Below are 22,900 nucleotides of genomic sequence, written 5' to 3' on the forward strand. Positions count from 1 at the left end.
TTACCGTCCGCGCAGCGAGCGGTAGGCCGAGACGAGCCCGGCGGTGGAGCTGTCGAGCTCCCCGGCTCCCTCGCCCCGCGTCAGGACCGGCTCGATCTTCTTGGCGAGGACCTTGCCGAGCTCGACGCCCCACTGGTCGAAGGAGTCGATGTTCCAGATCGCGCCCTGGACGAAGACCTTGTGCTCGTAGAGCGCGATCAGCTGGCCGAGGACGGACGGGGTGAGCGCATCGGCGAGGATCGTGGTGGTCGGGTGGTTGCCCTGGAAGGTCTTGTGCGGGACGAGTTCCTCGGCGACGCCCTCGGCCCGTACCTCCTCGGGCGTCTTGCCGAAGGCGAGCGCCTGGGTCTGGGCGAAGAAGTTGGCCATGAGCAGGTCGTGCTGGCCGACGAGTCCGGGCAGCAGGTCGTCGACGGGGCGGGCGAAGCCGATGAAGTCGGCGGGGATGACCTTGGTGCCCTGGTGGATCAACTGGTAGTAGGCGTGCTGCCCGTTGGTCCCGGGGGTGCCCCAGACGACGGGCCCGGTCTGCCAGTCGACGCGGTTGCCCTCGCGGTCCACCGACTTGCCGTTGGACTCCATGTCGAGCTGCTGGAGGTAGGCGGTGAACTTGGACAGGTAGTGGGAGTACGGCAGGACGGCGTGCGCCTGCGCGTCGAAGAAGGCGCCGTACCAGACGCCGAGGAGGCCGAGCAGCAGCGGCGCGTTCTCCTCGGGCGGGGCGGTGCGGAAGTGCTCGTCGACGAGGTGGAGGCCGTCGAGCATCTCGCGGAAGCGCTCCGGGCCGATGGCGATCATGAGGGAGAGGCCGATGGCGGAGTCGTAGGAGTAGCGGCCGCCGACCCAGTCCCAGAACTCGAACATGTTGGCGGTGTCGATCCCGAAGTCGTGGACCTTCTCTTCGTTGGTCGACAGCGCCACGAAGTGCTTGGCCACGGCCTCGTCGCCGGCGCCGAGGCCGGTGAGCAGCCAGCCGCGGGCCGACGTGGCGTTGGTGATCGTCTCGATGGTGGTGAAGGTCTTCGAGGCGACGATGAACAGCGTCTCGGCGGGGTCGAGGTCGCGGACGGCCTCGTGGAGGTCGGCGCCGTCGACGTTGGAGACGAAACGGAACGTCAGGTCCCGCTGGGTGAAGGAGCGCAGGACCTCGTAGGCCATGGCGGGGCCGAGATCGGAGCCGCCGATGCCGATGTTGACGATGTTCTTGATCGGCTTGCCGGTGTGGCCGGTCCACTCGCCCGCGCGGACCCTGTCGGCGAAGGCGCCCATCTTGTCGAGGACGGCGTGGACGCCGGGGACGACGTTCTCCCCGTCGACCTCGATCACGGCCTCGCGGGGGGCGCGCAGCGCGGTGTGGAGGACGGCGCGGTCCTCGGTGGTGTTGATCTTCTCGCCACGGAACATGGCGTCGCGGAGCTCGGCGACGCCGGTGACGGCGGCCAGTTCGCGCAGCAGGGTCAGCGTCTCGTCGGTGACGAGGTGCTTGGAGTGGTCCAGGTAGAGGTCGCCGACGCGCAGGGTGTGACTGGTGCCCCGCTCCGGGTCGGCGGCGAACAGTTCGCGCAGGTGGGTCTCGCCCAGCTGCTCACGGTGCTTGCCGAGGGCCGCCCACTCGGGCAGCCGGTTGAGCCTGATTCGGCCTTCGCTGGTCATCTCGGACATCGCCCATTCCTTCTCAATACTGCTTGTCTGCCCCGCTGCACCCCCAAACCTAATTGATCAGAGGGGCGGGCGACGCGAAGGCGAGCGCGAACGGCGAACGGGCCCCGCCCGCGAACCGAGTTCGCGGGCGGGGCCCGTTCGTCACACCGTCACACCACGCTTCAGATCTCGCCGCGCAGCTTGGCCAGCGCCTCGGCGAGGATCGCCTCGCCGTCCGCGTCGCTGCGGCGCTCACGCACATAGGCGAGGTGGGTCTTGTACGGCTCCGTGCGCGGCGGGTCCGGCGGGTTGTCCCGGTCCTGACCTGCCGGGAAGCCGCAGCGCGGGCAGTCCCAGGTATCCGGGACCGCCGCGTCGCTGGCGAAGCTCGGCTGCGTCTCGTGCCCGTTCGAGCACCAGAAGGAGATGCGGAGGCGCGGCGCCGACTCGCCCCGCTCGGCCTCACCCATCGGCCCCGCTCCGACCCGGCTTCCCCGGATCGCGTTGCCACTTGCCACGGTCGTAACTCCCTGCGTGATGGTGCTCGAAGATGCCCCAGTCTACGTAAGGCCCAACGCGCGTCCAGTGATTGGAGTTACCCGTCCAACTTCATCAGCAGACCAAGTACCACAATGCAGGCGAACCAGAGCAGACCGATCACGACGGTGATCCGGTCCAGGTTCCGCTCGGCGACCGAGGAGCCGCCGACGGAGGACTGCATGCCGCCACCGAACATGTCGGAGAGACCGCCGCCCTTCCCCTTGTGCATCAGCACGAGCAGCATCAGCAGCCCGCTGAAGACGATCAGGGCGATCGAGAACCCCATAACCACGGCTGGACCAACTTCCTCGGACTTATACGGACGGGGGCCGGGCACCTGCCCGACCCCCGCAAGGGTACGACGTAACTCCGCTACCGCATACTCACTGGTCGCGGAAGCGCACGATCTTGACGAACTCGTCGGCGTCCAGTGCCGCGCCGCCCACCAGGGCGCCGTCGACGTCCGGCTGCGCCATGATCGCGGCGACGTTTCCGGCCTTGACCGAGCCGCCGTACTGGATGCGGACCTTGTCGGCCAGCTCCTGCGAGTACAGCTCCGCGAGGCGGCCGCGGATCGCCCCGCAGACCTCCTGGGCGTCGTCGGGGGTGGCGACCTCGCCGGTGCCGATGGCCCACACCGGCTCGTACGCGATCACGATCGTCTCGGCCTGCTCGGCCGGGACGTCCTTCAGGCCGCCGTCGATCTGCGCGAGGGTGTGCTCGACCTGGTTGCCCGCCTTGCGGACGTCCAGGCCCTCGCCGACGCAGAGGATCGGGGTCACGCCGTGCTTGAAGGCGGCCTTCACCTTGGCGTTGCAGACCTCGTCGTCCTCGGCGTGGTACTGACGGCGCTCGGAGTGGCCGACTGCCACGTAGGCGCACTTCAGCTTGGACAGCATCAGGCCCGAGACCTCGCCGGTGTACGCACCGGAGTCGTGCGCCGAGATGTCCTGGGCGCCGTACTTGATCTTGAGCTTGTCGCCGTCGACCAGGGTCTGGACGGACCGCAGGTCGGTGAAGGGGACGAGGACCGCGACCTCACAGGCGTCGAAGTCCTTGTCGGTCAGGGCGAAGGCGAGCTTCTGGACGTGGGCGATGGCCTCGAGGTGGTTGAGGTTCATCTTCCAGTTGCCCGCCATCAGCGGGGTGCGGGTGCTCATAAGGTGGTTAGCCCTCCAGTGCGGCGAGGCCGGGAAGCGTCTTGCCCTCGAGGTACTCGAGGGAGGCGCCGCCGCCGGTCGAAATGTGGCCGAATGCCTTCTCGTCGAAGCCCAGGATGCGGACGGCCGCGGCGGAGTCGCCACCGCCGACCACCGTGAAGGCCGGGGAGTCGACGAGCGCCTGGGCGACGGCCTTGGTGCCCTCGGCGTAGTCGGGGTGCTCGAAGACGCCCATCGGGCCGTTCCAGAAGACGGTGCCGGCGTCGGCGAGCTTCGAGGCGTAGAGCTTACGGGTCTCGGGACCGATGTCCAGACCCATCTGGCCGACCGGCATGGCGTCCGCGGCGACCGTCTCGGGGTGGGCCGGGGCCTTGGTCTTCATGTCGGGGAACTCGGGCGCGACCAGGACGTCGACGGGGAGCACGAACTCCACGCCGCGGGCCTTCCCGCGCTCCAGGTACTCCTGGACCACCGGGATCTGGTCCTCCTGGAGCAGCGAGCTGCCGACCTCGTGGCCCTGGGCCTTGAGGAAGGTGAAGACCATGCCGCCGCCGACGAGGATGCGGTCGGCCTTCTCCAGGAGGTGGTCGATCACGCCGAGCTTGTCGGAGACCTTGGAGCCGCCGAGCACGACCGCGTACGGCCGCTGGACGTCCTCCGTGAGCTTCTTCAGGACGCCGACCTCGGTGGCGATGAGGTGGCCGGCGTAGTGCGGCAGCCTGGCCGGGAGGTCGTAGACCGAGGCGTGCTTGCGGTGCACGGCGCCGAAGCCGTCGCCGACGTAGACGTCGGCGAGTGCGGCCAGCTGGTCCGCGAAGGCGCCGCGCTCGGCGTCGTCCTTCGAGGTCTCGCCGGCGTTGAAGCGGAGGTTCTCGATGACGGCCACCTGGCCGTCGCCGAGCCCGGCGACCGTGGCGGTGGCGGAGTCGCCGACCGTGTCGGTCCCGAAGGCCACGTCGGCACCGAGCAGCTCGCCGAGGCGGGCCGCGGCCGGCGCGAGGGAGAAGGCCGGGTCCGGGGCGCCCTTGGGGCGGCCCAGGTGCGAGGCGACCACGACACGGGCGCCGGCGTCGGCGAGCGCCTTGACCGTGGGGACGACGGCGCGGATGCGGCCGTCGTCGGTGATGGTGGTGCCGTCGAGCGGCACGTTGAGGTCGGCGCGGACGAACACGCGCCTGCCTTCGACGCCCTCGTGGAGAAGCTCGTCGATCGTCTTCATCTGTTAACAGACTCCTTGGTACGGGGTGGAGCACACAAACAGGGCTCGCACAGCGCGGCATTGCGCTGCCCGAGCCCTGCTCACATCGAAAGCCTGCCCTGAACCCTAGAGCTTAGAGCTGGCTGCCGACGAAGGTGGTGAGGTCGACGAGACGGTTGGAGTAGCCCCACTCGTTGTCGTACCAGCCGAGGATCTTGACCGTCTTGCCGTCCTGGACCATGGTCAGGGACGCGTCGAAGGTGCAGGACGCCGGGTCGCTCACGATGTCCGAGGAGACGATCGGGTCCTCGGTGTAGAAGAGGATGCCCTTGAGGTCGCCGTCGTCGGCGGCCTTCTTGAACGCGGCGTTGACCTCGTCCTTGGTGACCTCGCGGTCGAGGGTGACGACCAGGTCGGTGGCGGAGCCGGTGGGGACCGGGACCCGCATGGCGATGCCGTCGAGCTTGCCCTTGAGCTGCGGGAGGACCAGGGCGGTGGCCTTGGCGGCGCCCGTCGTGGTCGGGATGATGTTCTCCGCGGCGGCGCGGGCGCGGCGCAGGTCCTTGTGCGGGAAGTCCAGGATGCGCTGGTCGTTGGTGTACGCGTGGACCGTGGTCATCAGACCCTTGACGATGCCGAAGCTCTCGTCGAGGACCTTGGCCATCGGTGCGACACAGTTGGTGGTGCAGGACGCGTTCGAGATGACGTCGTGCTGCGCCGGGTCGTACTTGTCCTGGTTGACGCCCATGACGATGGTGATGTCCTCGTCGGTGGCCGGAGCCGAGATGAGGACCTTCTTGGCGCCGCCGGCGAGGTGCTTCGCGGCGTCGGCCTTCTTCGTGAAGATGCCGGTCGACTCGATGACGATGTCGACGCCCAGGTCGCCCCAGGGGATGTCGGCCGGGTCGCGCTCGGACAGCACCTTGATGGTGTGGCCGTCGACGGTGATGGTGTCGGCGGTGTGGGTCACCTCGGCCTTGAGGCGGCCCAGGATGGTGTCGTACTTCAGCAGGTGCGCGGTGGTCGCGGTGTCACCCAGGTCGTTGACAGCCACGACCTCGATGTCGGCACCCTGCTCAAGGAGCGCTCGAAAATAGTTCCGGCCGATGCGGCCAAAGCCGTTGATGCCTACGCGGATCGTCACGAACCGATCTCCTCGTCAGCTACGCCGGTGTGCTCGACGCCGGCGAGATTTATGTTTTTTGGGATGTCCCCGACCGCTTACGACCCTACCTCCCCGGCCGCCGCCGAGTGACATCCTGCACATACGGACGAGCCCGGAAAGTGAGGGAGAACGGCCGACGGCCCGCCCCTACCGACGGGTACGGGCCGCCTTGGGACTCTTTGTCCCGACTACTCTCCGTCAGCGCCGGAGGGCCGCCAGGGCGCGGCCGACGAGCCGTGCCCGCTCCGCCGTGCCGGGCACCTGCTCCAGGCCGTAGCCGAGGAGGACGGTGTCGCGCGTGGTGACCGCCGCCTGCGAGTGGAAGAGCGCCGCGGAGCGCGTCCAGTCGGAGGTGTTGCCGGGGCTGCCGGCCGGGGCGCCCGGCGTGGTCCAGGCGCCGAGGGAGGTCTCGAAGCCCTCCGCCTCGGTGGTGGTCCCGGTGACGAGCCGGGTGTCGTCGACGAAGGCGCCCATCTCTCCCGTACCGGGGTCGGAGACGTACGAGACGGCGAGCTCGACCTTCTTGCCCGCCCAGGCGCTCAGGTCGACGGAGGCCTGCCGCCATCCGTTGGAGGGGCCGGTGAAGGCGTTCCAGGAGCCGGTGGTGCCGGTGGATGCGCAGCCGTCCTCGCCGACGGTGAGGTAGTGGGCGAGGAAGGGGTGGCCGCGGACGTAGTAGCCCTCGCCGCAATCGGCCGGGGGCGTGGTGGAGGTGCCGCCGTTGGCGTCGGGCAGGGTCGTCCAGTCGTCCTGGCCGACGGTGTGGGCCTCGACGACGAGGTTGTCGTAGCCGGGCTCGGTGTCGTAGCTGACCTGGAAGTCCAGGCGCGGCTTCGACGCGGCGGCGACTCCGGTGAGGTCGACGGTCCTGGCGAGCCGGGCCCAGGTGTCGTCGGCGTGCTTGACGGCCGCGAAGGCCGAGCCCTCGGCGGGCTCGAAGGGGGTGCGGATGCCCGGGTAGTCACCGGCCGAGGCGCTGCTCGCGAACTGCGGGAAGTCCTTCGGCTTCAGGGTGTCCGAGGTGACGGTGTACGCGCCCGCGTTGTCGAGCGGGTTGTCGGCGGCGGCACCGAGCGTCACGCCGACGCCCGCGAAGGCGCCCGTGCCGGCGAAGGCGGGCGGGTTCTTGAGGCCGGCGCGGTGGTAGGCGCCGAGGTAGTACTGGGCGAAGTCGTTGGTCTCGGCCTGGCCGACCTCGGTGAGCCCGCCGGACTTCTCGCCGGCGTTGATCAGCTTGCCGCCCTCGTTGAGGTAGGCGCGGACGGCGAGCTGGGCGGCCCCGTTCGGGCGCTCGGCGCCGGTGTACCAGACGACGGTGCGGAAGTGGGAGAGGACGCCGAGGGCGTCCGGCGTGCCCTGGGTGGCGACGTCCCAGACGGCGGCCTTGCGGCCGTTGTCGGCGAGCGCCCGGACATACGCCGCGGTGTGCCCGGCGGCGGTGGTGCCGCCCTCGTCGGCGAGGACGAGGACGTCGCCGCGTGGGCGTTCGGCCACCTTGTAGGTGAAGGGGGCGGAGGAGGTGGCGCGGCCCTCGCGGGTGCGGGCGGTGAACCAGACCTCGACGGAGTCGCCGGGGCGGGCGCCCCCGACCTCGGCGCGGTACTCGTCGAAGTAGAGGTTGTCGTCGCCGCCGTAGGTCTCGCCGCCCTTCCAGGCGTCGAGCTCCTCGCTGTGGGTGCGGCCGCCGTTGATCCGGTACTTCAGGGTCTTGCCGCGCAGGGACTTGCGCGCGGTGACGGCGACCTCCTGCTCCGCGCCGCGGGCGTAGGAGGTGGTGAAGGTCTTCGGGGTGAGGTCGGGGGCGTCGATGCCGACCGGGGAGACGGGCCGGTCCGGGTGGGCAGTGGTCTCGGCGACGGCGAGCGCGAAGGGGATGTTCTTGGCGAACTCGGCCTGGATCAGCTTCTCGTCGTCCGGGAAGGTGAAGACGGAGGCGCAGTCGGCCGGGTTCCAGGCGTCGTTCGGGTCGACGCGGGAGGCCGTGGCGCAGGTCGACATCTCCGGGGTGAACATCTGCATCCCGTTGACGTTGGCGGCGTGTCCGTCCGCCTCGCCGTTGGTGATGTACAGCTCGGAGGAGACCTGCGGCCGGTAGCCGGGCACGGCGGAGTTCTGCGGGGTGCCGGCGAGGGCCTTGAGGGCCACGTCGTCGGGGGTGTCGGTGGCGACCTGCCAGCCGACGCCGTACAGCAGGAGCTGGGCGGCCGAGTGGTAGTTGACGCCGTAGGCGAAGCCGATGCGCTTCTGGAAGGCGTCGAGGGCCCTGGTCTCGGGCTCCGACATGGGGCCCTTGCCGCGGAAGGTCTCGTCGGTGGGGTCGGGGGACGAGCCCTCGTTGTCGTAGCCCCACTTGTAGGCGAAGTTGCGGTTGAGGTCGACGCCGTCGGCGGGGCCGATCTTCCCGTCGCCGTCGTTGTCGCGGAGGTTCTTCCGCCACTGCCGGTGGTCGGGGTCGGCGTGCGTGTAGTCGTAGCCGTCCGGGTTGGCGGAGAGCACGAACCACAGCTCGGTCGAGTCGACGATCCGGGTGATCCGCTCGTCCTTGCCGTAGTGGTCGAGGTAGTAGTGCATCAGCCGCCGGGTCATCTCGGGGGTGATCCACTCGCGCGCGTGCTGGTTGGACATGTACAGCGTGGCGGGCTTCGAGCCGTCCTTGGCGCGCGGGGCGCCCTTGGTCAGCTTGAGGGCGAGGATGTCCTGCCCGTCGAGGGTCTTGCCGATGGAGACGACCTTGGTCAGCCCGGGGTTGGCCCGCGCGGTGTCCAGGATCTCCTGCTTGAGGCCGTTCGGACCTCCGTACGGGCGGAAGACGCCGTCTCCGGCGGCGGCGACCCGCTTCTCGGTCTGGGCGGTGAGGTTGTGCTCGGCGATCTCGACGCCCTGGCCGCGCAGCTGCCCGGCCTGCCGGCCGGTGAGGAAGAGCTCGACCGTCGCGGAGCCCTTCGCCGGGACCTGCTCGGTGAGTTCGTGGGCGTCGGCACCGGCCTCGAGGAGCAGCGGGACCTGCTCCTTGGTGACCTCGGCACGCCACACGGAGAGGGCGTCGCCGCCGTCCCGGTCGTTCGGCTGCGCTCCGGCGACGGGTGCCGCCGCCACTCCCGCGATCAGCAGTGAAGCCGCGGCGAGGATCGATCTCGCTCTGCGTCTCATGAGCCCCCCTTGCTGTTGTCTGTCCCGAAGGTGAACAGACGCCAGGCTCTTGGGCGCCCACGGGCCTGTCAAGGGTGCCTCGCGGGGTGTACGAAAAAGCTGCCGGTGCCTCAGAAAGGCACCGGCAGCGCGGAGTTCGAGGTTCCGTACTTCCGTGTTCCTACGTCCGTACGGCGACGGATCCGGTCAGCCGACCAGGCTGTCGTCGAGCTCCTCCGTCAGGTTGGACTCGGTCCCGGGGATGCCCAGGTCCTGCGCCCGCTTGTCGGCCATCGCGAGGAGCCGGCGGATCCGGCCGGCCACCGCGTCCTTGGTCAGCGGCGGGTCGGCGAGCGCGCCCAGCTCCTCCAGAGAGGCCTGCTTGTGCTCCATGCGGAGCCGGCCGGCCGCGGCGAGGTGCTCGGGCACCTCCTCGCCGAGGATCTCCAGGGCGCGCTGCACCCGGGCGCCGGCGGCGACCGCGGCGCGCGCCGAGCGGCGCAGGTTGGCGTCGTCGAAGTTGGCCAGGCGGTTGGCGGTGGCGCGGACCTCGCGCCGCATCCGCCGCTCCTCCCAGGCGAGCACCGACTCGTGCGCGCCGAGCCGGGTGAGGAGGGCGCCGATCGCGTCGCCGTCGCGGACGACGACCCGGTCCACGCCCCGCACCTCACGGGCCTTCGCCGCGATGGAGAGCCGGCGGGCCGCGCCGACCAGCGCGAGGGCGGCCTCCGGCCCCGGGCAGGTCACCTCCAGGGAGGAGGAGCGGCCGGGCTCGGTCAGCGAGCCGTGCGCCAGGAAGGCACCCCGCCAGGCCGCCTCCGCGTCACAGGTCGCACCGGAGACCACCTGCGGGGGAAGCCCCCGGATGGGGCGGCCGCGGCCGTCCACGAGACCCGTCTGCCGGGCCAGCTGGTCGCCTCCGGCCACCACCCGCACCACGAAGCGCGAGCCGCGCCGCAACCCGCCGGGGGCCATCACGATCAGTTCCGAGCTGTGCCCGAAGATCTCCAGGATGTCCCGCTTGAGGCGGCGGGCCGCCATCGCGGTGTCCAGCTCCGCCTCGATCACGATGCGGCCGCTCACCAGGTGCAGCCCGCCCGCGAACCGCAGGATCGACGAGACCTCTGCCTTCCTGCAGCAGGTCCGGGTGACGGGAAGCCGGGAGATCTCGTCCTTCACCGCTGCCGTCATCGCCATGGGCCGATCCTTCCATGCATCCGAAAAATACGGTCGTACGCGGCGGCCAACAGCTCCGGGTCATGCTTCGCGGAGCCGTCGGGCCCGGCCACCGGCGCCAGCTCGACCGCGGCGCCGAGCCGCTTGGCGGCATCGGCGAGGGACTCGCGATCGGGCACGGCGGCCTCGTCGGCCAGCACCACGTCCAGGGCGAGTTTAGGGGCGTGTCGTCCCAAAACCTCCAAATGACGCTGCGGGGAGAAGCCCTCGGTTTCTCCGGGCTGCGGCGCGAGGTTCAGCGAGAGCACCTTCCGGGCCTTCGTCTCGGCCAGTGCGTCGAGGAGTTCGGGGACCAGGAGGTGCGGGATCACCGAGGAGAACCAGGAGCCGGGACCCAGGACCACCCAGTCCGCGTCCAGGACCGCCGCGACCGCCTCGGGCACCGCCGGCGGGTCGTTCGGCACGAGGTGCACGGACTGCACCTCGCCCGGGGTGAGTGCCACGGTGGCTTGCCCGGCGACGATGTCCACCTCGTCCGGGCGCTCCGGGTCGTGGCCCCTGACCAGGGCCTGGAGCTCCAGGGGCACGGCGGACATGGGCAGCACCCGGCCCTGGGCACCGAGCAGCCGGCCGACCAGGTCGAGGGCCTGCACGGGGTCGCCGAGCTGCTCCCAGAGGGCGACGATCAGCAGGTTGCCGACGGCGTGGCCGTTGATCTCGCCCTTGGACTGGAAGCGGTGCTGGATCACCCGGGCCCAGGTCTGGCCCCAGTCGTCGTCGCCGCAGAGCGCGGCGAGCGCCTTGCGCAGGTCGCCCGGGGGCAGCACGCCGAGCTCCTCCCGGAGCCGGCCGCTGGAGCCGCCGTCGTCGGCGACGGTGACGACGGCGGTGAGGTCGCCGGTGATCCGGCGGAGCGCGGCCAGGGAGGCCGACAGGCCCATGCCGCCACCCAGCGCGACCACCTTGGGCTGGGTGCCGCGCCTGCGGAGCGTACGCCGCACCGCGAGGGTGGAGGTACGCCGACGGTACGGCTTCACTCGCGCCCCATGTCCCGGTGGACGACGACGGTCTCGACCCCTTCGGAGGCGAGGCGGGCGGCGAGGCGCTCGGCGGTGGCGACGGAGCGGTGCTTGCCGCCCGTGCAGCCCACGGCGATGGTCACGTACCGCTTGCCCTCGCGGCGGTAGCCCGCGGCGATCAGCTGGAGCAGCTCGGTGTAGCGGTCGAGGAACTCCTTGGCGCCGGGCTGGTTGTAGACGTAGTTCGACACCTCCTCGTTGAGGCCGGTGAAGGGGCGCAGCTCGGGGACCCAGTGCGGGTTCGGCAGGAAGCGCATGTCGACGACGAGGTCGGCGTCGACCGGCAGGCCGTACTTGAAGCCGAAGGACATCACGGTGGCCCGGAGCTCGGGCTCCTCGTCGCCGGCGAACTGGGCGTCCATCTTGGCGCGCAGCTCGTGGACGTTGAGGCTGGAGGTGTCGATCACCAGGTCGGCGTCGCCGCGCAGCTCGCGCAGGAGGTCGCGCTCGGCGGCGATGCCGTCGGTGATGCGGCCGTCGCCCTGGAGCGGGTGCGGCCTGCGGACCGACTCGAAGCGCCGGACCAGGGCCTCGTCGGAGGACTCCAGGAAGACGATCCGGCGGGTGACCTGCTTGGCGTCCAGGTCGGCGAGGGACTCCCTGAGGTTGTCGAAGAACTGCCGGCCGCGGACGTCCACGACGACGGCGATCCGGGCGACGTTGCCCTGGGAGCGGGCGCCGAGCTCCACCATGGTGGGGATCAGCGCGGGCGGCAGATTGTCCACGACGAACCAGCCGAGGTCCTCCAGGCACTTCGCCGCGGTGGACCGGCCGGCTCCGGACATGCCGGAGATGATCACCAGCTCGGGAATGGCCGCCTCGGCGCCGTTGTCGCCGGGGGTCTCCTTCGTGCCCGTACTCACGTGTCCTGCTCCGTCTTCTCGGTCGTGCTCGTCGTGCGCTTCCTGCTGGTCGTGCGCTGCGTGCTCGTCGTGCTGTTCGTGCGCGGTCATGCCGTGCCGCCCCCGTCGTCTTCCATGATCTCTCCTGTCGCCGTGTTCACGGCGGGTGCGGCCGGGGCCGCCTGGGCGAGGGCCACGACGACCGCCTCCGCGGTCTTCCGGCCCATGCCGGGAACCTCGCAGATCTGCTCGATTGTCGCCTGCCGGAGCCGCTTCACCGAGCCGAAATGCTTGATCAACGCCTGTTTCCGCGTGTCTCCGAGGCCGGGGACCGCGTCCAGCGGGCTGGTACGGATGCGTTTCGTCCGCTTGGACCGCTGGTAGCGGATGGCGAAGTCGTGAGCCGTGTCACGTACCCGCTGGAGCAGGTAGAGGCCCTCGCTGGAGCGGGGCAGCACCACCGGGTCGTCGTCACCGGGCAGCCAGACCTCCTCCAGGCGCTTGGCGAGCCCGCAGACCGCGACGTCGTCGATGCCGAGCTCGTCCAGGGCGCGGCGGGCCGCGGCGACCTGCGGCTGCCCGCCGTCGACGACGACGAGCTGCGGCGGGTACGCGAAGCGCTTGGGCCGCCCGTCGTCCTGGGCGTCCTCCGCCGGGACCTCGCCGCCGGCGGGGGCCTCGCCCTCGGCGAGGGCGCCCCATTCCCCCGTACGGTCCTTCTCGGCGAGGTAGCGCTTGAAGCGGCGACTGATCACCTCGTGCATGGACCGGACGTCGTCCTGCCCCTCGAAGCCCTTGATCTGGAAGCGGCGGTACTCGCTCTTGCGGGGCAGCCCGTCCTCGAAGACCACCATCGAGGCGACGACGTCCTCGCCCTGGAGGTGCGAGATGTCGAAGCACTCGATCCGCAGCGGCGCCGAGTCCAGGTCCAGGGCCTCGGCGATCTCCTCCAGGGCCCGGGAGCGGGTGGTCAGGTCGCTGGCCCGCTTCGTCTTGTGCAGCACGAGCGCCTGCTGGGCGTTGCGCGCGACCGTCTCCATCAGGTCCTTCTTGTCGCCGCGCTGCGGGACGCGCAGCGAGACGAGGGAGCCGCGGCGGCCCGAGAGCCAGGCGGACACGGACTCCGGGTCCTCCGGCAGCGCGGGGACGAGGACCTCCTTGGGGACCGCTTCACCGCTCTCCTCGCCGTACAGCTGCTGGAGCGCGTGCTCGACGAGCCCCGCCGTGTCGACGGCCTCGACCTTGTCGGTGACCCAGCCGCGCTGACCCCGGACGCGTCCGCCGCGCACGTGGAAGATCTGGACGGCGGCCTCCAGCTCGTCCTCGGCGAGGGCGATCAGGTCGGCGTCGGTCGCGTCGGCGAGGACGACCGCGTTCTTCTCCATGGCCCGGCGCAGGGCCTCTATGTCGTCACGGAGCCGGGCGGCCTTCTCGTACTCCATGTCCTCGGCCGCGATCATCATCTGCTTCTCGAGCCGGCGGATGTACGTGCCGGTGCGGCCGGCCATGAAGTCGCAGAAGTCCTCGGCCAGTTCGCGGTGCTCCTCGGGCGTGACCCGGGCGACGCAGGGCGCCGAGCACTTGCCGATGTAGCCGAGGAGGCAGGGGCGGCCGGCCGAGGCGGCGTTCCGGAACACCCCCGCGGAGCACGTCCGCACCGGGAACACCCGCAGCATGAGGTCGACGGTCTCGCGGATCGCCCACGCGTGCGCGTACGGCCCGAAGTAGCGCACGCCCTTCTTCTTGTGCCCGCGCATGACCTGGACGCGCGGGAACTCCTCGTTCATGGTGACCGCGAGGTACGGATAGCTCTTGTCGTCCCGGTATTTCACATTGAACCGGGGATCGAACTCCTTGATCCACGAGTACTCCAGCTGCAGCGCCTCGACCTCGGTGGACACCACGGTCCACTCCACGGAGGCGGCCGTCGTCACCATCGTGGCCGTGCGTGGGTGCAGGCTCGTGAGCGGCTGGAAGTAGTTCGCCAGCCGCTGCCGCAGGGACTTCGCCTTCCCCACGTAGATCACCCGGCGGTGCTCGTCGCGGAACTTGTAGACCCCCGGGGAGTCGGGGATCTGACCCGGCTTGGGGCGGTAGCTGGAGGGGTCTGCCATGCTCACCACCCTACTGGCGGGGACCGACACTCCGGCCGCGCACGCTCGTTGGCGAGGCATGGCGAATCAGGTGACGGGACGGCTGGCGGACCGGGTGTGCGTGATCACGGGCGCGGCGAGCGGAATCGGGCGGGCGACGACCGAACGCTTCCTGCGGGAGGGGGCCCGGGTGGTCGCCGCGGACGTGGACGGTGACCGCCTCGCCACGCTCACGGGGGTGACCCCGGTGGTCGGCGACGTCTCCCGAGAGGAGGACGCCCGGCGGATGATCACCACGGCGGTGGAGCACTTCGGACGGCTGGACGTCCTGGTGGCGAACGCGGGCGTGATCCCGCTGCTCTCCGTCACCGAGGCGGAGGGCTCCGACTTCGACCGGGTGATGGCCGTCGACGGCCGGGGCATGTTCCTGACCTGCAAGTACGCGATCGAGGCCATGCTCGTCTCGGGCGGCGGGGCCATCGTGTGCACCTCGTCGATCTCGGGCGTGGCCGGCCAGGCCCGGCAGGCCGTCTACGGCCCGGCGAAGTTCGTGGCCACCGGACTGACCAAGCACCTGGCGGTGGAGTGGGCGGAGCACGGGATCCGGGTGAACGCGGTGGCCCCGGGCACGATCGAGACGGAGCGGGTGGCCGCGGCCCGCTCGGAACCGGGCGGCCCGGAGTACCTGGCGGAGATCGTCCGGGCCCACCCGATGGGCCGCTTCGGCACGCCGGAGGAGGTGGCGGCGGCGATTCTGTTCCTGGCGTCGGACGAGGCGTCGTTCGTGACGGGCACGATCCTCCCGGTAGACGGCGGCTACCTGGCCCGCTGACCGCTCCCACCGCGTGTGGGCGCGCGCCCGACTGGGCGGCCCCCCGCCCACCTCCGTGGGCCCACCCGTCCCGCAGGGCGGGACGGGTGGGCCCACGGGACGGCGCCCTCAGCGGCGCCTCCGCGTTCCGCGCCTGAACCCGCACCACGAGAGCGGCACACCAAGGGGTGCGGGTCAGGTCGCGGAAGCCTCTGGCGCCGGCAAGGGCGCCGTCCGTCGTGCCCACCCTCCCCCAAGCTCTCGGCTTCGCTCGAGCAGGGGGGACCCCCATCGCCCCGGCGGAACGTATGCCCGCAACGGGGGCGCGGGGTGGCGCCGCCCCGGCGGAACGAGCGCAGCGCAACGGCGGTCAGTGGCGGCGCCTGAGCACCACCGTCGCCGTCAGCGCCAGCAGCAGGCCTCCGCCCACCCCGGCCGCGGCGACACCGACCTCGTCGTCGGACACGGGCGGCGGCGGCACCACGTCGTAACCCCCCGCCGCCCCCTTCCGCGCGTACGAAGACCCCGGCAGCTTGTCCCCGTACGCCCGGACGACCCGTTCCCGGTACGCCGTGAGGCTCGTCCCGTTCCGGCCGACGGCCCGTACCGCGTCCTCGTCGAGGGGCAGCACCTTCGCCCCCTTCTGGACGTACCAGGCGTCGATCTGCGGCTCACGGAAGACGAGCCCGCCGGGCAGTACGCGCGCGCCCTGCTCGGCGTAGCGGATCTCGTCGTCTCCGGTGGCGATGTTCACCACCTGCCAGCCGCCCCCGGCCCCCGGTTGCCTCACGGTCCACAGCGAGGCCTTCTGCCCGTCCGAGGCCACGGCCCTGCTGGCCCGGAACTCGACGCGGGCGACCGGCGCCCCGGCCTTGCCCGCGACGAAGTCCGGGGAGAGGAGCCGTACCGGGACGGAGGCGCCTTCGACGCGCGGCGCGGCCGCCGTGCGGGCGAGGGCGCCGTCGCGGGCGAAGAAGCGGGACAGGGTGTCCAGGGTCCGCGGCGCGGAGGCGGCCTGTTCGGGGGTCGGCGCGGGCGGAAGCCCCTCGGCGGCGGCCGCCGGCAGCGCCCCGAGGCCGAGGAGTGCGGCGGCGGCGAGGAGGCCGGCGCCCGTGACACGTGCGTTCATCGTCGTCACGCCCCGATCCGGTAGAGCGAGTGGGTCCAGGAGAAGGAGCCGTTGTCGACGTACCAGGCGTGGGAGGCCCAGTTGTAGCGGTCGCTGGAGGGCCAGGGGTCGCCCCAGTAGACCCAGCTGTTCGCGTCGTCGTAGCCGTAGATCACGTGCATGTGGCCGCCGCCGCTGGACCACTGGATCCGGGTCTCGACGGGCCGGTCGGCGTTGATCTCGGTCTGGACGGTCGAGTAGCGCAGCCAGCCGTCGACGTACGAGCCGGGGCTGATGCCGGCCCAGCTCAGTCCGGTCTGGACGTTGGAGAGCGTGGCCTGCCAGTTGGGGCAGTCGTAGCCCTGCTGCCGGTTGAAGGCGGCGTTGCAGAACTGGTTCTGGCTGTAGTTCCGGCCGTACCAGGTGGCGATGGTGTTGCCGGAGCCGGCCCAGCACCAGTTGGTCTTCTGCTGGGCCTGCATGGTGATGTTCAGCCGCTTGGAGGCGAGGGCGGAGGCGTCCTCGCCGGCGGGTGCGGCGGAGGCGGAGGTGGTGGGGACGAGGAAGAGGGCGGCTGCGGCGAGTGCCGCGAGGTTCAGCTTTCTTCTGCGCATCGCGTTCCTCCCGGGGCGGGGGATGTGGGGAGTGGAGGAGCGCGTCCGGACGCTGGTCAGGAGCATCTGCCGTTGTCCTGACCGGGTCAACACGCTTCAATGCGGGATGACATCGGACTGTGAACGGTGCGACCCGGGTGTGAACGGACACCCATGGCCCACCTGCCCGCCCACCCCTCGCGGCGCGACGGTCCGTGCCCCCGTCGTGAACGTTCACTGAGGAGTCCTCGTGAGCCACACCGAGGCCGATCTGGTGCAGCTGCTGCACACCGGTCCCTTCCATCTGGCGCTGCGCACCGCGCTGGCCGTGCGCGGGCTGCCGCTCCAGCGGGTCCAGCACCATCTCGCGCACCGGGGCGTCAAGGTCGGGGTGACGAGTCTGAGCTACTGGCAGCAGGGCGCCCGCCGCCCGCAGCGGCCGGAGTCCCTGAAGGCCGTCCGGGCCCTGGAGGAGGTCCTCCAGCTGCCGGGGAACTCGCTGCTGCGGCTGCTGACGGACCACGCGGCCGCCCGCTCCGAGGTGGAGCGCCCGGCGGCCCGCTCGTACCGCTCACTGGTGGAGGCCTCGGGCTCGGTCGAGGAGCTGCTGGCGGAGCTGGAGTCCCCGGCGGACGGCGGGCTGCACACGGTGGGGCATCACGAGCGGGTACGGATCGGGGCGGGCCGGGAGCTCGTGGGGCGCGAGTCGCAGCACGTGGTGCGGGCGCACCGGGACGGCGTCGACCGCTACCTCGCCATCCATCACGGGGATCCCGGCTGCGACCCGTCCCGGGTGGTGGTGCGGGCGGTGGAGAACTGCCGGACCGGGCGGGTGCGGTGGCATGCCGGGACGGGTGTGCTGGTCGCGGAGCTGCTCTTCGACGCGCGGCTGCGGGCCGGGGACACGTACCTGTTCTCGTACGGCTTCGAGGACGGTACGGCGGGTCCGAGCGGGGAGTACGTGCGCGGGTTCAGCTTCGCGGGCGGGCAGTACGTGCTCCAGGTCCGCTTCGACGAGGCGGCGCTTCCGGTGCGGTGCCGGAGGTTCGCGCAGGCCTCGGCGGGTGCGCCGCGCGGCGGCCGTGCGGAGCTGACGCTGAGCGGCCGGCACCGCACGGTGCACGTCGTGGAGCAGGGGGTACGCCCGGGGATCCTGGGGATCGACTGGGACTGGTCGTGAGTCCCGGAACGGTCAGGCCTCGGGGCCGGCCACCAGCTTGCCGTCCTCGACGCGGATCGGGACCTCGGGGAGCGGGACGGTGGCCGGGCCCCGGACCGCCTTGCCGGTCGTCACGTCGAAGCGGCTGCCGTGGCAGGGGCAGTTGCCCTCGTTCTCCTCGACCTTGTCGAGGACGCAGCCGGCGTGGGTGCACTGGGCGCTGAAGGCCTTGTACTGGCCCTTGGCCGGGCAGCTCACGACGAGCCGCTGCTCGCGGTAGAGCTTGGAACCGCCGACCGGAACCTCGTCCGGGGCGCCGAGCGGGACCGGCGCGGTCGGGGTCGGGACCTCGGCGTGGCCGAGCTTGGACTCGGTGGAGCAGGCGGCGACTCCCAGCCCGGCGGCTCCGGCGAGGGCCGCGCCTTTCAGTACGGTGCGGCGGCTGGACTGGCCGGACATGAGCGCTCCACGGTGAGATCGGGGACAAGACACCCCAGGGGTGACCGAACCGACGATACCGGCGGCCCTCCGGGGGCCCGCGCCCGGGCCTGACGTGGGAGGCGGGGCCCCGGGTGGGGCCCCGCCTCCGTGTCACACCTGGCCGGCCGTCACGCCTTGCGGGTCCGGGCCGTCGCCTTCTTGGCGGTGGCCTTGGCGGCCACCTTCTTCGCGGGAGCCGCCACCTTGGTGGCCGTCTTCTTGGCGGGGGCCTTCTTCGCCGCTGCCTTCTTCGCCCCGCGGGCCGCCGGGATCGTCCCGGTGGCGTCGCTGATCCGGTCGGCGCCGAGGATCTCGCGGAGGAACTTGCCGGTGTGGCTCTGCGGGACCGAGGCCACCTCCTCCGGCGTGCCCTCGGCGATCACGAGACCGCCGCCGCTGCCGCCCTCGGGCCCCATGTCGATGACCCAGTCCGCGGTCTTGATGACATCGAGGTTGTGCTCGATGACGATCACCGAGTTGCCCTTGTCGACCAGGTTGGACAGGACCTTGATCAGCTTCGAGATGTCTTCGAAGTGGAGACCGGTGGTCGGCTCGTCGAGGACGTAGACCGTGCGGCCCGTCGAGCGCTTCTGGAGCTCGGAGGCGAGCTTGACGCGCTGCGCCTCGCCGCCGGAGAGCGTCGGCGCGGACTGGCCGAGGCGGACGTAGCCGAGGCCGACCTCGTTGAGCGTGCGCAGGTGCCGGGCGATGGTCGGGACGGCCTCGAAGAATGCGAGGGCCTCCTCGATCGGCATGTTCAGGACTTCGGCGATGGACTTGCCCTTGTAGTGGACCTCCAGGGTCTCCCGGTTGTACCGGTCGCCGTGGCAGACCTCGCACGGCACGTAGACGTCCGGGAGGAAGTTCATCTCGATCTTGATCGTGCCGTCGCCGGAGCAGTTCTCGCAGCGGCCGCCCTTGACGTTGAAGGAGAAGCGGCCGGGCAGGTAGCCCCGGACCTTGGCCTCCATCGTCTCGGCGAAGAGCTTGCGGACGTGGTCGAAGACGCCGGTGTACGTCGCCGGGTTCGACCGCGGGGTGCGGCCGATCGGGGACTGGTCGACGTGCACGACCTTGTCGACGAGCTCGTCGCCGTCCACGCGCGTGTGCCGTCCGGGCACCGACTTGGCGCCGTTCAGCTCGCGCGCCAGGTGGGTGTAGAGGATGTCGTTGACCAGGGTCGACTTGCCGGAACCGGAGACGCCGGTGACGGCGGAGAGGACGCCCAGCGGGAAGGAGACGTCGATGTCCCGCAGGTTGTTCTCGCGGGCGCCGTGCACGGTGAGCCGGCGTCCGGGGTCGACCGGGCGGCGGATGTCCGGGGTGGCGATCGCCCTGCGGCCGGACAGGTACTGCCCGGTCATCGACTCCTCGTTGGCGAGGAGCTCCTTCAGGGAGCCGGAGTGGACGACCTTGCCGCCGTGCTCGCCGGCGCCGGGGCCGATGTCGACGACCCAGTCGGCGACCTTGATGGTGTCCTCGTCGTGTTCGACGACGATGAGCGTGTTGCCCATGTCCCGGAGCCGGACCAGGGTCTCGATGAGCCGGTGGTTGTCGCGCTGGTGGAGGCCGATGGACGGCTCGTCGAGCACGTACAGCACGCCGACCAGGCCGGAGCCGATCTGGGTGGCGAGCCGGATGCGCTGGGCCTCTCCGCCGGAGAGCGTGCCCGCGGCCCGGTTGAGCGAGAGGTAGTCGAGGCCGACGTCGACGAGGAAGCGCAGCCGCTCGTTGACCTCCTTGAGGACCCGCTCGGCGATCTTCTTGTCGCGGGCGTTGAGCGTGAGCCGGGAGAGGAACTCGGCGCAGTCGCTGATCGACATCGCGGAGACCTCGGCGATGGACCGGTCCATGACCGTGACCGCGAGGACGATCGGCTTGAGGCGGCTGCCCTCACAGGTGGGGCAGGGCACCTCGCGCATGTAGCCCTCGAAGCGCTCGCGGCTGGAGTCGCTCTCGGCCTCGGTGTGGCGCCGCTTGACGAAGGAGACGGCGCCCTCGAAGGCCGGGGTGGTGTACGCCCGCTCCCGCCCGTACCGGTTGCGGTAGCGGACCTCGACCTGGGTCTTGTGGCCGTGCATGAGGGCCTTCTTGGCGCGCTGCGGCAGTCCGGCGTACGGGATGTCCGTGCGGAAGCCGAGGGCCTGGGAGAGCCCGCCGATGAGCCGGCCGAAGTACTCCTTGGTGTGGCCGTGCGACCAGGGGTGGATGGCGCCCTCGTCGAGGGACTTCTCCTCGTCGGGGACGATCAGCTCCGGGTCGACCTCCATGCGGGTGCCGATGCCGGTGCAGTCGGGACAGGCGCCGAAGGGCGAGTTGAAGGAGAAGGAGCGCGGCTCCAGCTCCTCGAAGGACAGGTCGTCGTACGGGCAGTAGAGGTGCTCCGAGTACATCCGCTCGCGCTCGGGGTCGTCCTCGGGGAGGTCGACGAAGTCGAGCACGACCATGCCGCCGGAGAGTCCGAGCGCGGTTTCTACGGAGTCGGTGAGCCGGCGCTTGGCGCCGCTCTTCACGGTGAGGCGGTCGACGACCACCTCGATCGTGTGCTTCTCCTGCTTCTTCAGCGTCGGCGGTTCGCTCAGCTGGACGGTCACGCCGTCGACGCGGGCACGGCTGTAGCCCTTGGTCTGGAGGTCGGCGAAGAGGTCGACGAACTCGCCCTTCCGCTCGCGCACGAGCGGGGAGAGCACCTGGAAGCGGCTGCCCTCGGGGAGCTCCAGGACCTTGTCGACGATGGCCTGCGGCGACTGGCGGGAGATGGGGCGGCGGCACTCGGGACAGTGCGGCTTGCCGATGCGCGCGAAGAGCAGACGGAGGTAGTCGTAGACCTCGGTGATGGTGCCGACCGTCGAGCGCGGGTTGCGCGAGGTGGACTTCTGGTCGATGGAGACCGCGGGCGAGAGACCTTCGATGAAGTCGACGTCCGGCTTGTCCATCTGGCCGAGGAACTGCCGGGCGTACGAGGAGAGCGACTCGACGTACCGGCGCTGCCCCTCGGCGAAGATCGTGTCGAACGCGAGGGAGGACTTGCCCGACCCCGAGAGCCCGGTGAAGACGATGAGGGAGTCACGCGGGAGGTCGAGCGAGACGTTCTTGAGGTTGTGCTCGCGAGCGCCACGAACGATGAGACGGTCGGCCACGCCGGTCCGCACCTTTCTTCAGAGAGCGGATGTGCCTGACACACCCAACAACCAAGGATGCCGGATGCTTCCATCGAGCCTATAGCACGCACATTCGATTTCCGGCCGCTCGCGGACCGCTTCACCCGAATGAGTGGCAACGCTAAGGTCGGCGCCATGATCGATCACGAACTCGACCTTGCCTCCGTACGCGAAGCGACCGACCGGTTGCTGACGGCGGTCGCCTCTTGGGACAACGCGGCGGCGGCCGAGCCGTCACGGCTTCCCGGCTGGACGCGCGGCCACGTGCTCGCCCACGTCGCCCGTAACGCCGACGCTCTGGTCAACGCCCTCCAGGGCCGGCCGATGTACGCGGACGCCACGACCCGCGACGCCGACATCGAGCGCGATTCCGGCCGATCGCTGGACGTCCAGCTCGCCGACCTGCGCGAGTCCGCCGACCGCTTCCAGGCCGTGGGCGCCGAGCCCGCCGACTGGGCCCGCACGGTCGAGCTCCGCAACGGCGTCACGGACAGCGCCTCCCGCATCCCCTTCCGCCGCTGGGTGGAGGTCGCCCTGCACCACGTCGACCTGGGCGTCGGCTACGAGCTGGAGGACCTGCCGGAGGATTTCGTCCTGCGGGAGATCGACTTCCTCGCGGAACGGTTCACGGGCAACGCGTCCGTGCCGCCGACCCGGGTCCTCGCCGAGGACGGCACGGGCAGCTGGACCACCGGCTCCGCCGAGGGCTCCGAGGTGACCGTGAGCGGCCCCTCCCCCGAGCTCCTCGGCTGGCTCGCCGGGCGCCGCGACGGCTCCGCCCTGAAGACCGAGGGCGGCCCCCTGCCGGAGCTCCCCCCGCTGTAGCCGCCACTGTCACTCTCCAGGGCTAGTCTGAGGCCATGACGTACAGCGGAGTGGTGAAGGTCGGCGGCCCGGCGGACGTGCACGAGCTGACGGACCTGATGATCTCGAAGGTCGCGGTCGGCCCGATGGACAACAACGCGTATCTGCTGCGCTGCCGGGCGACCGGCGAGCAGCTGCTGATCGACGCGGCCAACGAGGCCGGGACGCTCCTCACGCTGATCGGTGACGACGGCATCTCCGCCGTCGTCACCACCCACCGGCACGGCGACCACTGGCAGGCCCTGGAGGAGGTCGTCGCGGCGACCGGCGCCCGGACCTACGCGGGTGCGTACGACGTGGAGGGCATCCCGGTCCCGACCGACGTGGCCGTCCAGGACGGCGACACGATCCGGGTGGGCCGGGTGGAGCTGATCGCGCGCCACCTGGTCGGGCACACCCCGGGCTCGATCGCCCTGGTCTACGACGACCCGCACGGTCACCCCCACGTCTTCACCGGCGACTGCCTCTTCCCCGGCGGCGTCGGCAACACCTGGAAGGACCCGAAGGCCTTCGCGAGCCTGATCCACGACGTGGAGACCAAGCTGTTCGCGGCCCTGCCCGACGAGTCCTGGATCTACCCCGGCCACGGCAGGGACACCACGCTCGGTGACGAGCGTCCGCACCTCGCGGAGTGGCGCGAGCGCGGCTGGTGACGCCCGGCGCACAGCCCCCGAGCTGTGCACCTCCGCACGCCCCCGTAA

General features: G+C 71.0%; 19 protein-coding genes. 4 read left to right on the forward strand and 15 right to left on the reverse strand.

The features are described 5' to 3' along the window. The 11 genes from pgi to uvrC form a co-directional block, all read right to left on the reverse strand. Positions 1-1,662: a glucose-6-phosphate isomerase gene (gene pgi / locus ACN9M0_RS08280; RefSeq protein ID WP_399696394.1), complete on the reverse strand. Its 1,662-nt coding sequence runs from the start codon at positions 1,660-1,662 to the stop codon at positions 1-3. Between the two features lie 161 nt (positions 1,663-1,823). Further along, positions 1,824-2,159, reverse strand: a complete 336-nt coding sequence (locus tag ACN9M0_RS08285) for an RNA polymerase-binding protein RbpA (protein WP_078908267.1) — start codon at positions 2,157-2,159, stop codon at positions 1,824-1,826. A gap of 77 nt (positions 2,160-2,236) precedes the next feature. Further along, positions 2,237-2,467, reverse strand: coding sequence for a preprotein translocase subunit SecG (gene secG / locus ACN9M0_RS08290; protein ID WP_366037282.1), 231 nt, complete (start codon positions 2,465-2,467; stop codon positions 2,237-2,239). Positions 2,468-2,564: 97 nt separating this feature from the next. Next, entirely contained in the window at positions 2,565-3,341 is a 777-nt protein-coding gene (gene tpiA, locus ACN9M0_RS08295) for a triose-phosphate isomerase (protein WP_366037231.1), read from the reverse strand. A 7-nt stretch (positions 3,342-3,348) separates the two neighbouring features. Then, positions 3,349-4,560, reverse strand: a complete 1,212-nt coding sequence (locus ACN9M0_RS08300; protein WP_366037230.1) for a phosphoglycerate kinase — start codon at positions 4,558-4,560, stop codon at positions 3,349-3,351. Positions 4,561-4,672: 112 nt separating this feature from the next. Further along, positions 4,673-5,683 carry a type I glyceraldehyde-3-phosphate dehydrogenase gene (gap, locus tag ACN9M0_RS08305; RefSeq protein WP_366037229.1) on the reverse strand — a complete coding sequence of 337 codons (1,011 nt, stop codon included), beginning with the start codon at positions 5,681-5,683 and terminating at the stop codon, positions 4,673-4,675. 219 nt (positions 5,684-5,902) lie between these two features. Further along, positions 5,903-8,854 (reverse strand): M14 family metallopeptidase, encoded by a 2,952-nt coding sequence (locus tag ACN9M0_RS08310; protein WP_399696395.1) that lies wholly within the window; start codon positions 8,852-8,854, stop codon positions 5,903-5,905. Positions 8,855-9,040: 186 nt separating this feature from the next. Next, the gene (gene whiA / locus ACN9M0_RS08315; RefSeq protein ID WP_030205188.1) at positions 9,041-10,030 is read right to left on the reverse strand and encodes a DNA-binding protein WhiA; all 990 of its coding nucleotides are present in this window, start codon (positions 10,028-10,030) and stop codon (positions 9,041-9,043) included. Beyond that, positions 10,021-11,046 (reverse strand): gluconeogenesis factor YvcK family protein, encoded by a 1,026-nt coding sequence (locus ACN9M0_RS08320; protein WP_366037227.1) that lies wholly within the window; start codon positions 11,044-11,046, stop codon positions 10,021-10,023. The genes whiA and ACN9M0_RS08320 overlap by 10 nt, the downstream gene beginning before the upstream one ends. After that, positions 11,043-12,041, reverse strand: a complete 999-nt coding sequence (gene rapZ / locus ACN9M0_RS08325; RefSeq protein ID WP_366037226.1) for an RNase adapter RapZ — start codon at positions 12,039-12,041, stop codon at positions 11,043-11,045. Before rapZ ends, ACN9M0_RS08320 begins: the two co-directional genes overlap by 4 nt. Continuing rightward, positions 12,038-14,044 carry an excinuclease ABC subunit UvrC gene (gene uvrC, locus ACN9M0_RS08330; RefSeq protein WP_366037225.1) on the reverse strand — a complete coding sequence of 669 codons (2,007 nt, stop codon included), beginning with the start codon at positions 14,042-14,044 and terminating at the stop codon, positions 12,038-12,040. Before uvrC ends, rapZ begins: the two co-directional genes overlap by 4 nt. 58 nt (positions 14,045-14,102) lie before the next feature. Between uvrC and ACN9M0_RS08335 the strand changes: the two genes are divergently transcribed. Continuing rightward, entirely contained in the window at positions 14,103-14,855 is a 753-nt protein-coding gene (locus ACN9M0_RS08335) for an SDR family NAD(P)-dependent oxidoreductase (protein WP_366037224.1), read from the forward strand. Between the two features lie 349 nt (positions 14,856-15,204). Here ACN9M0_RS08335 and ACN9M0_RS08340 read toward each other — a convergent pair whose 3' ends face one another. Together ACN9M0_RS08340 and ACN9M0_RS08345 are read right to left on the reverse strand one after the other, a co-directional pair. After that, a complete protein-coding gene (locus tag ACN9M0_RS08340) occupies positions 15,205-15,963 on the reverse strand; it encodes a hypothetical protein (protein WP_366037223.1) in 759 nt (252 codons plus the stop codon). A 5-nt stretch (positions 15,964-15,968) separates the two neighbouring features. Further along, entirely contained in the window at positions 15,969-16,556 is a 588-nt protein-coding gene (locus ACN9M0_RS08345; RefSeq protein WP_366037222.1) for a papain-like cysteine protease family protein, read from the reverse strand. Positions 16,557-16,785: 229 nt separating this feature from the next. On the opposite strand from ACN9M0_RS08345, the gene ACN9M0_RS08350 reads away from it, so the two are divergent. After that, positions 16,786-17,715, forward strand: a complete 930-nt coding sequence (locus ACN9M0_RS08350; protein ID WP_366037221.1) for a hypothetical protein — start codon at positions 16,786-16,788, stop codon at positions 17,713-17,715. 12 nt (positions 17,716-17,727) lie between these two features. Here ACN9M0_RS08350 and ACN9M0_RS08355 read toward each other — a convergent pair whose 3' ends face one another. Beyond that, positions 17,728-18,153 (reverse strand): Rieske (2Fe-2S) protein, encoded by a 426-nt coding sequence (locus ACN9M0_RS08355; protein WP_366037220.1) that lies wholly within the window; start codon positions 18,151-18,153, stop codon positions 17,728-17,730. A 149-nt stretch (positions 18,154-18,302) separates the two neighbouring features. Further along, positions 18,303-21,314, reverse strand: a complete 3,012-nt coding sequence (gene uvrA, locus ACN9M0_RS08360) for an excinuclease ABC subunit UvrA (RefSeq protein WP_426403366.1) — start codon at positions 21,312-21,314, stop codon at positions 18,303-18,305. A gap of 156 nt (positions 21,315-21,470) precedes the next feature. On the opposite strand from uvrA, the gene ACN9M0_RS08365 reads away from it, so the two are divergent. Then, entirely contained in the window at positions 21,471-22,160 is a 690-nt protein-coding gene (locus tag ACN9M0_RS08365; protein ID WP_426403367.1) for a maleylpyruvate isomerase family mycothiol-dependent enzyme, read from the forward strand. 35 nt (positions 22,161-22,195) lie between these two features. Beyond that, on the forward strand, positions 22,196-22,852 hold the full coding sequence (locus ACN9M0_RS08370) for an MBL fold metallo-hydrolase (RefSeq protein WP_366037217.1): 657 nt from the start codon (positions 22,196-22,198) through the stop codon (positions 22,850-22,852). Positions 22,853-22,900: the final 48 nt, after the last annotated feature.

Source organism: Streptomyces sp. R-07, assembly GCF_049913175.1.
Lineage (GTDB): Bacteria > Actinomycetota > Actinomycetes > Streptomycetales > Streptomycetaceae > Streptomyces.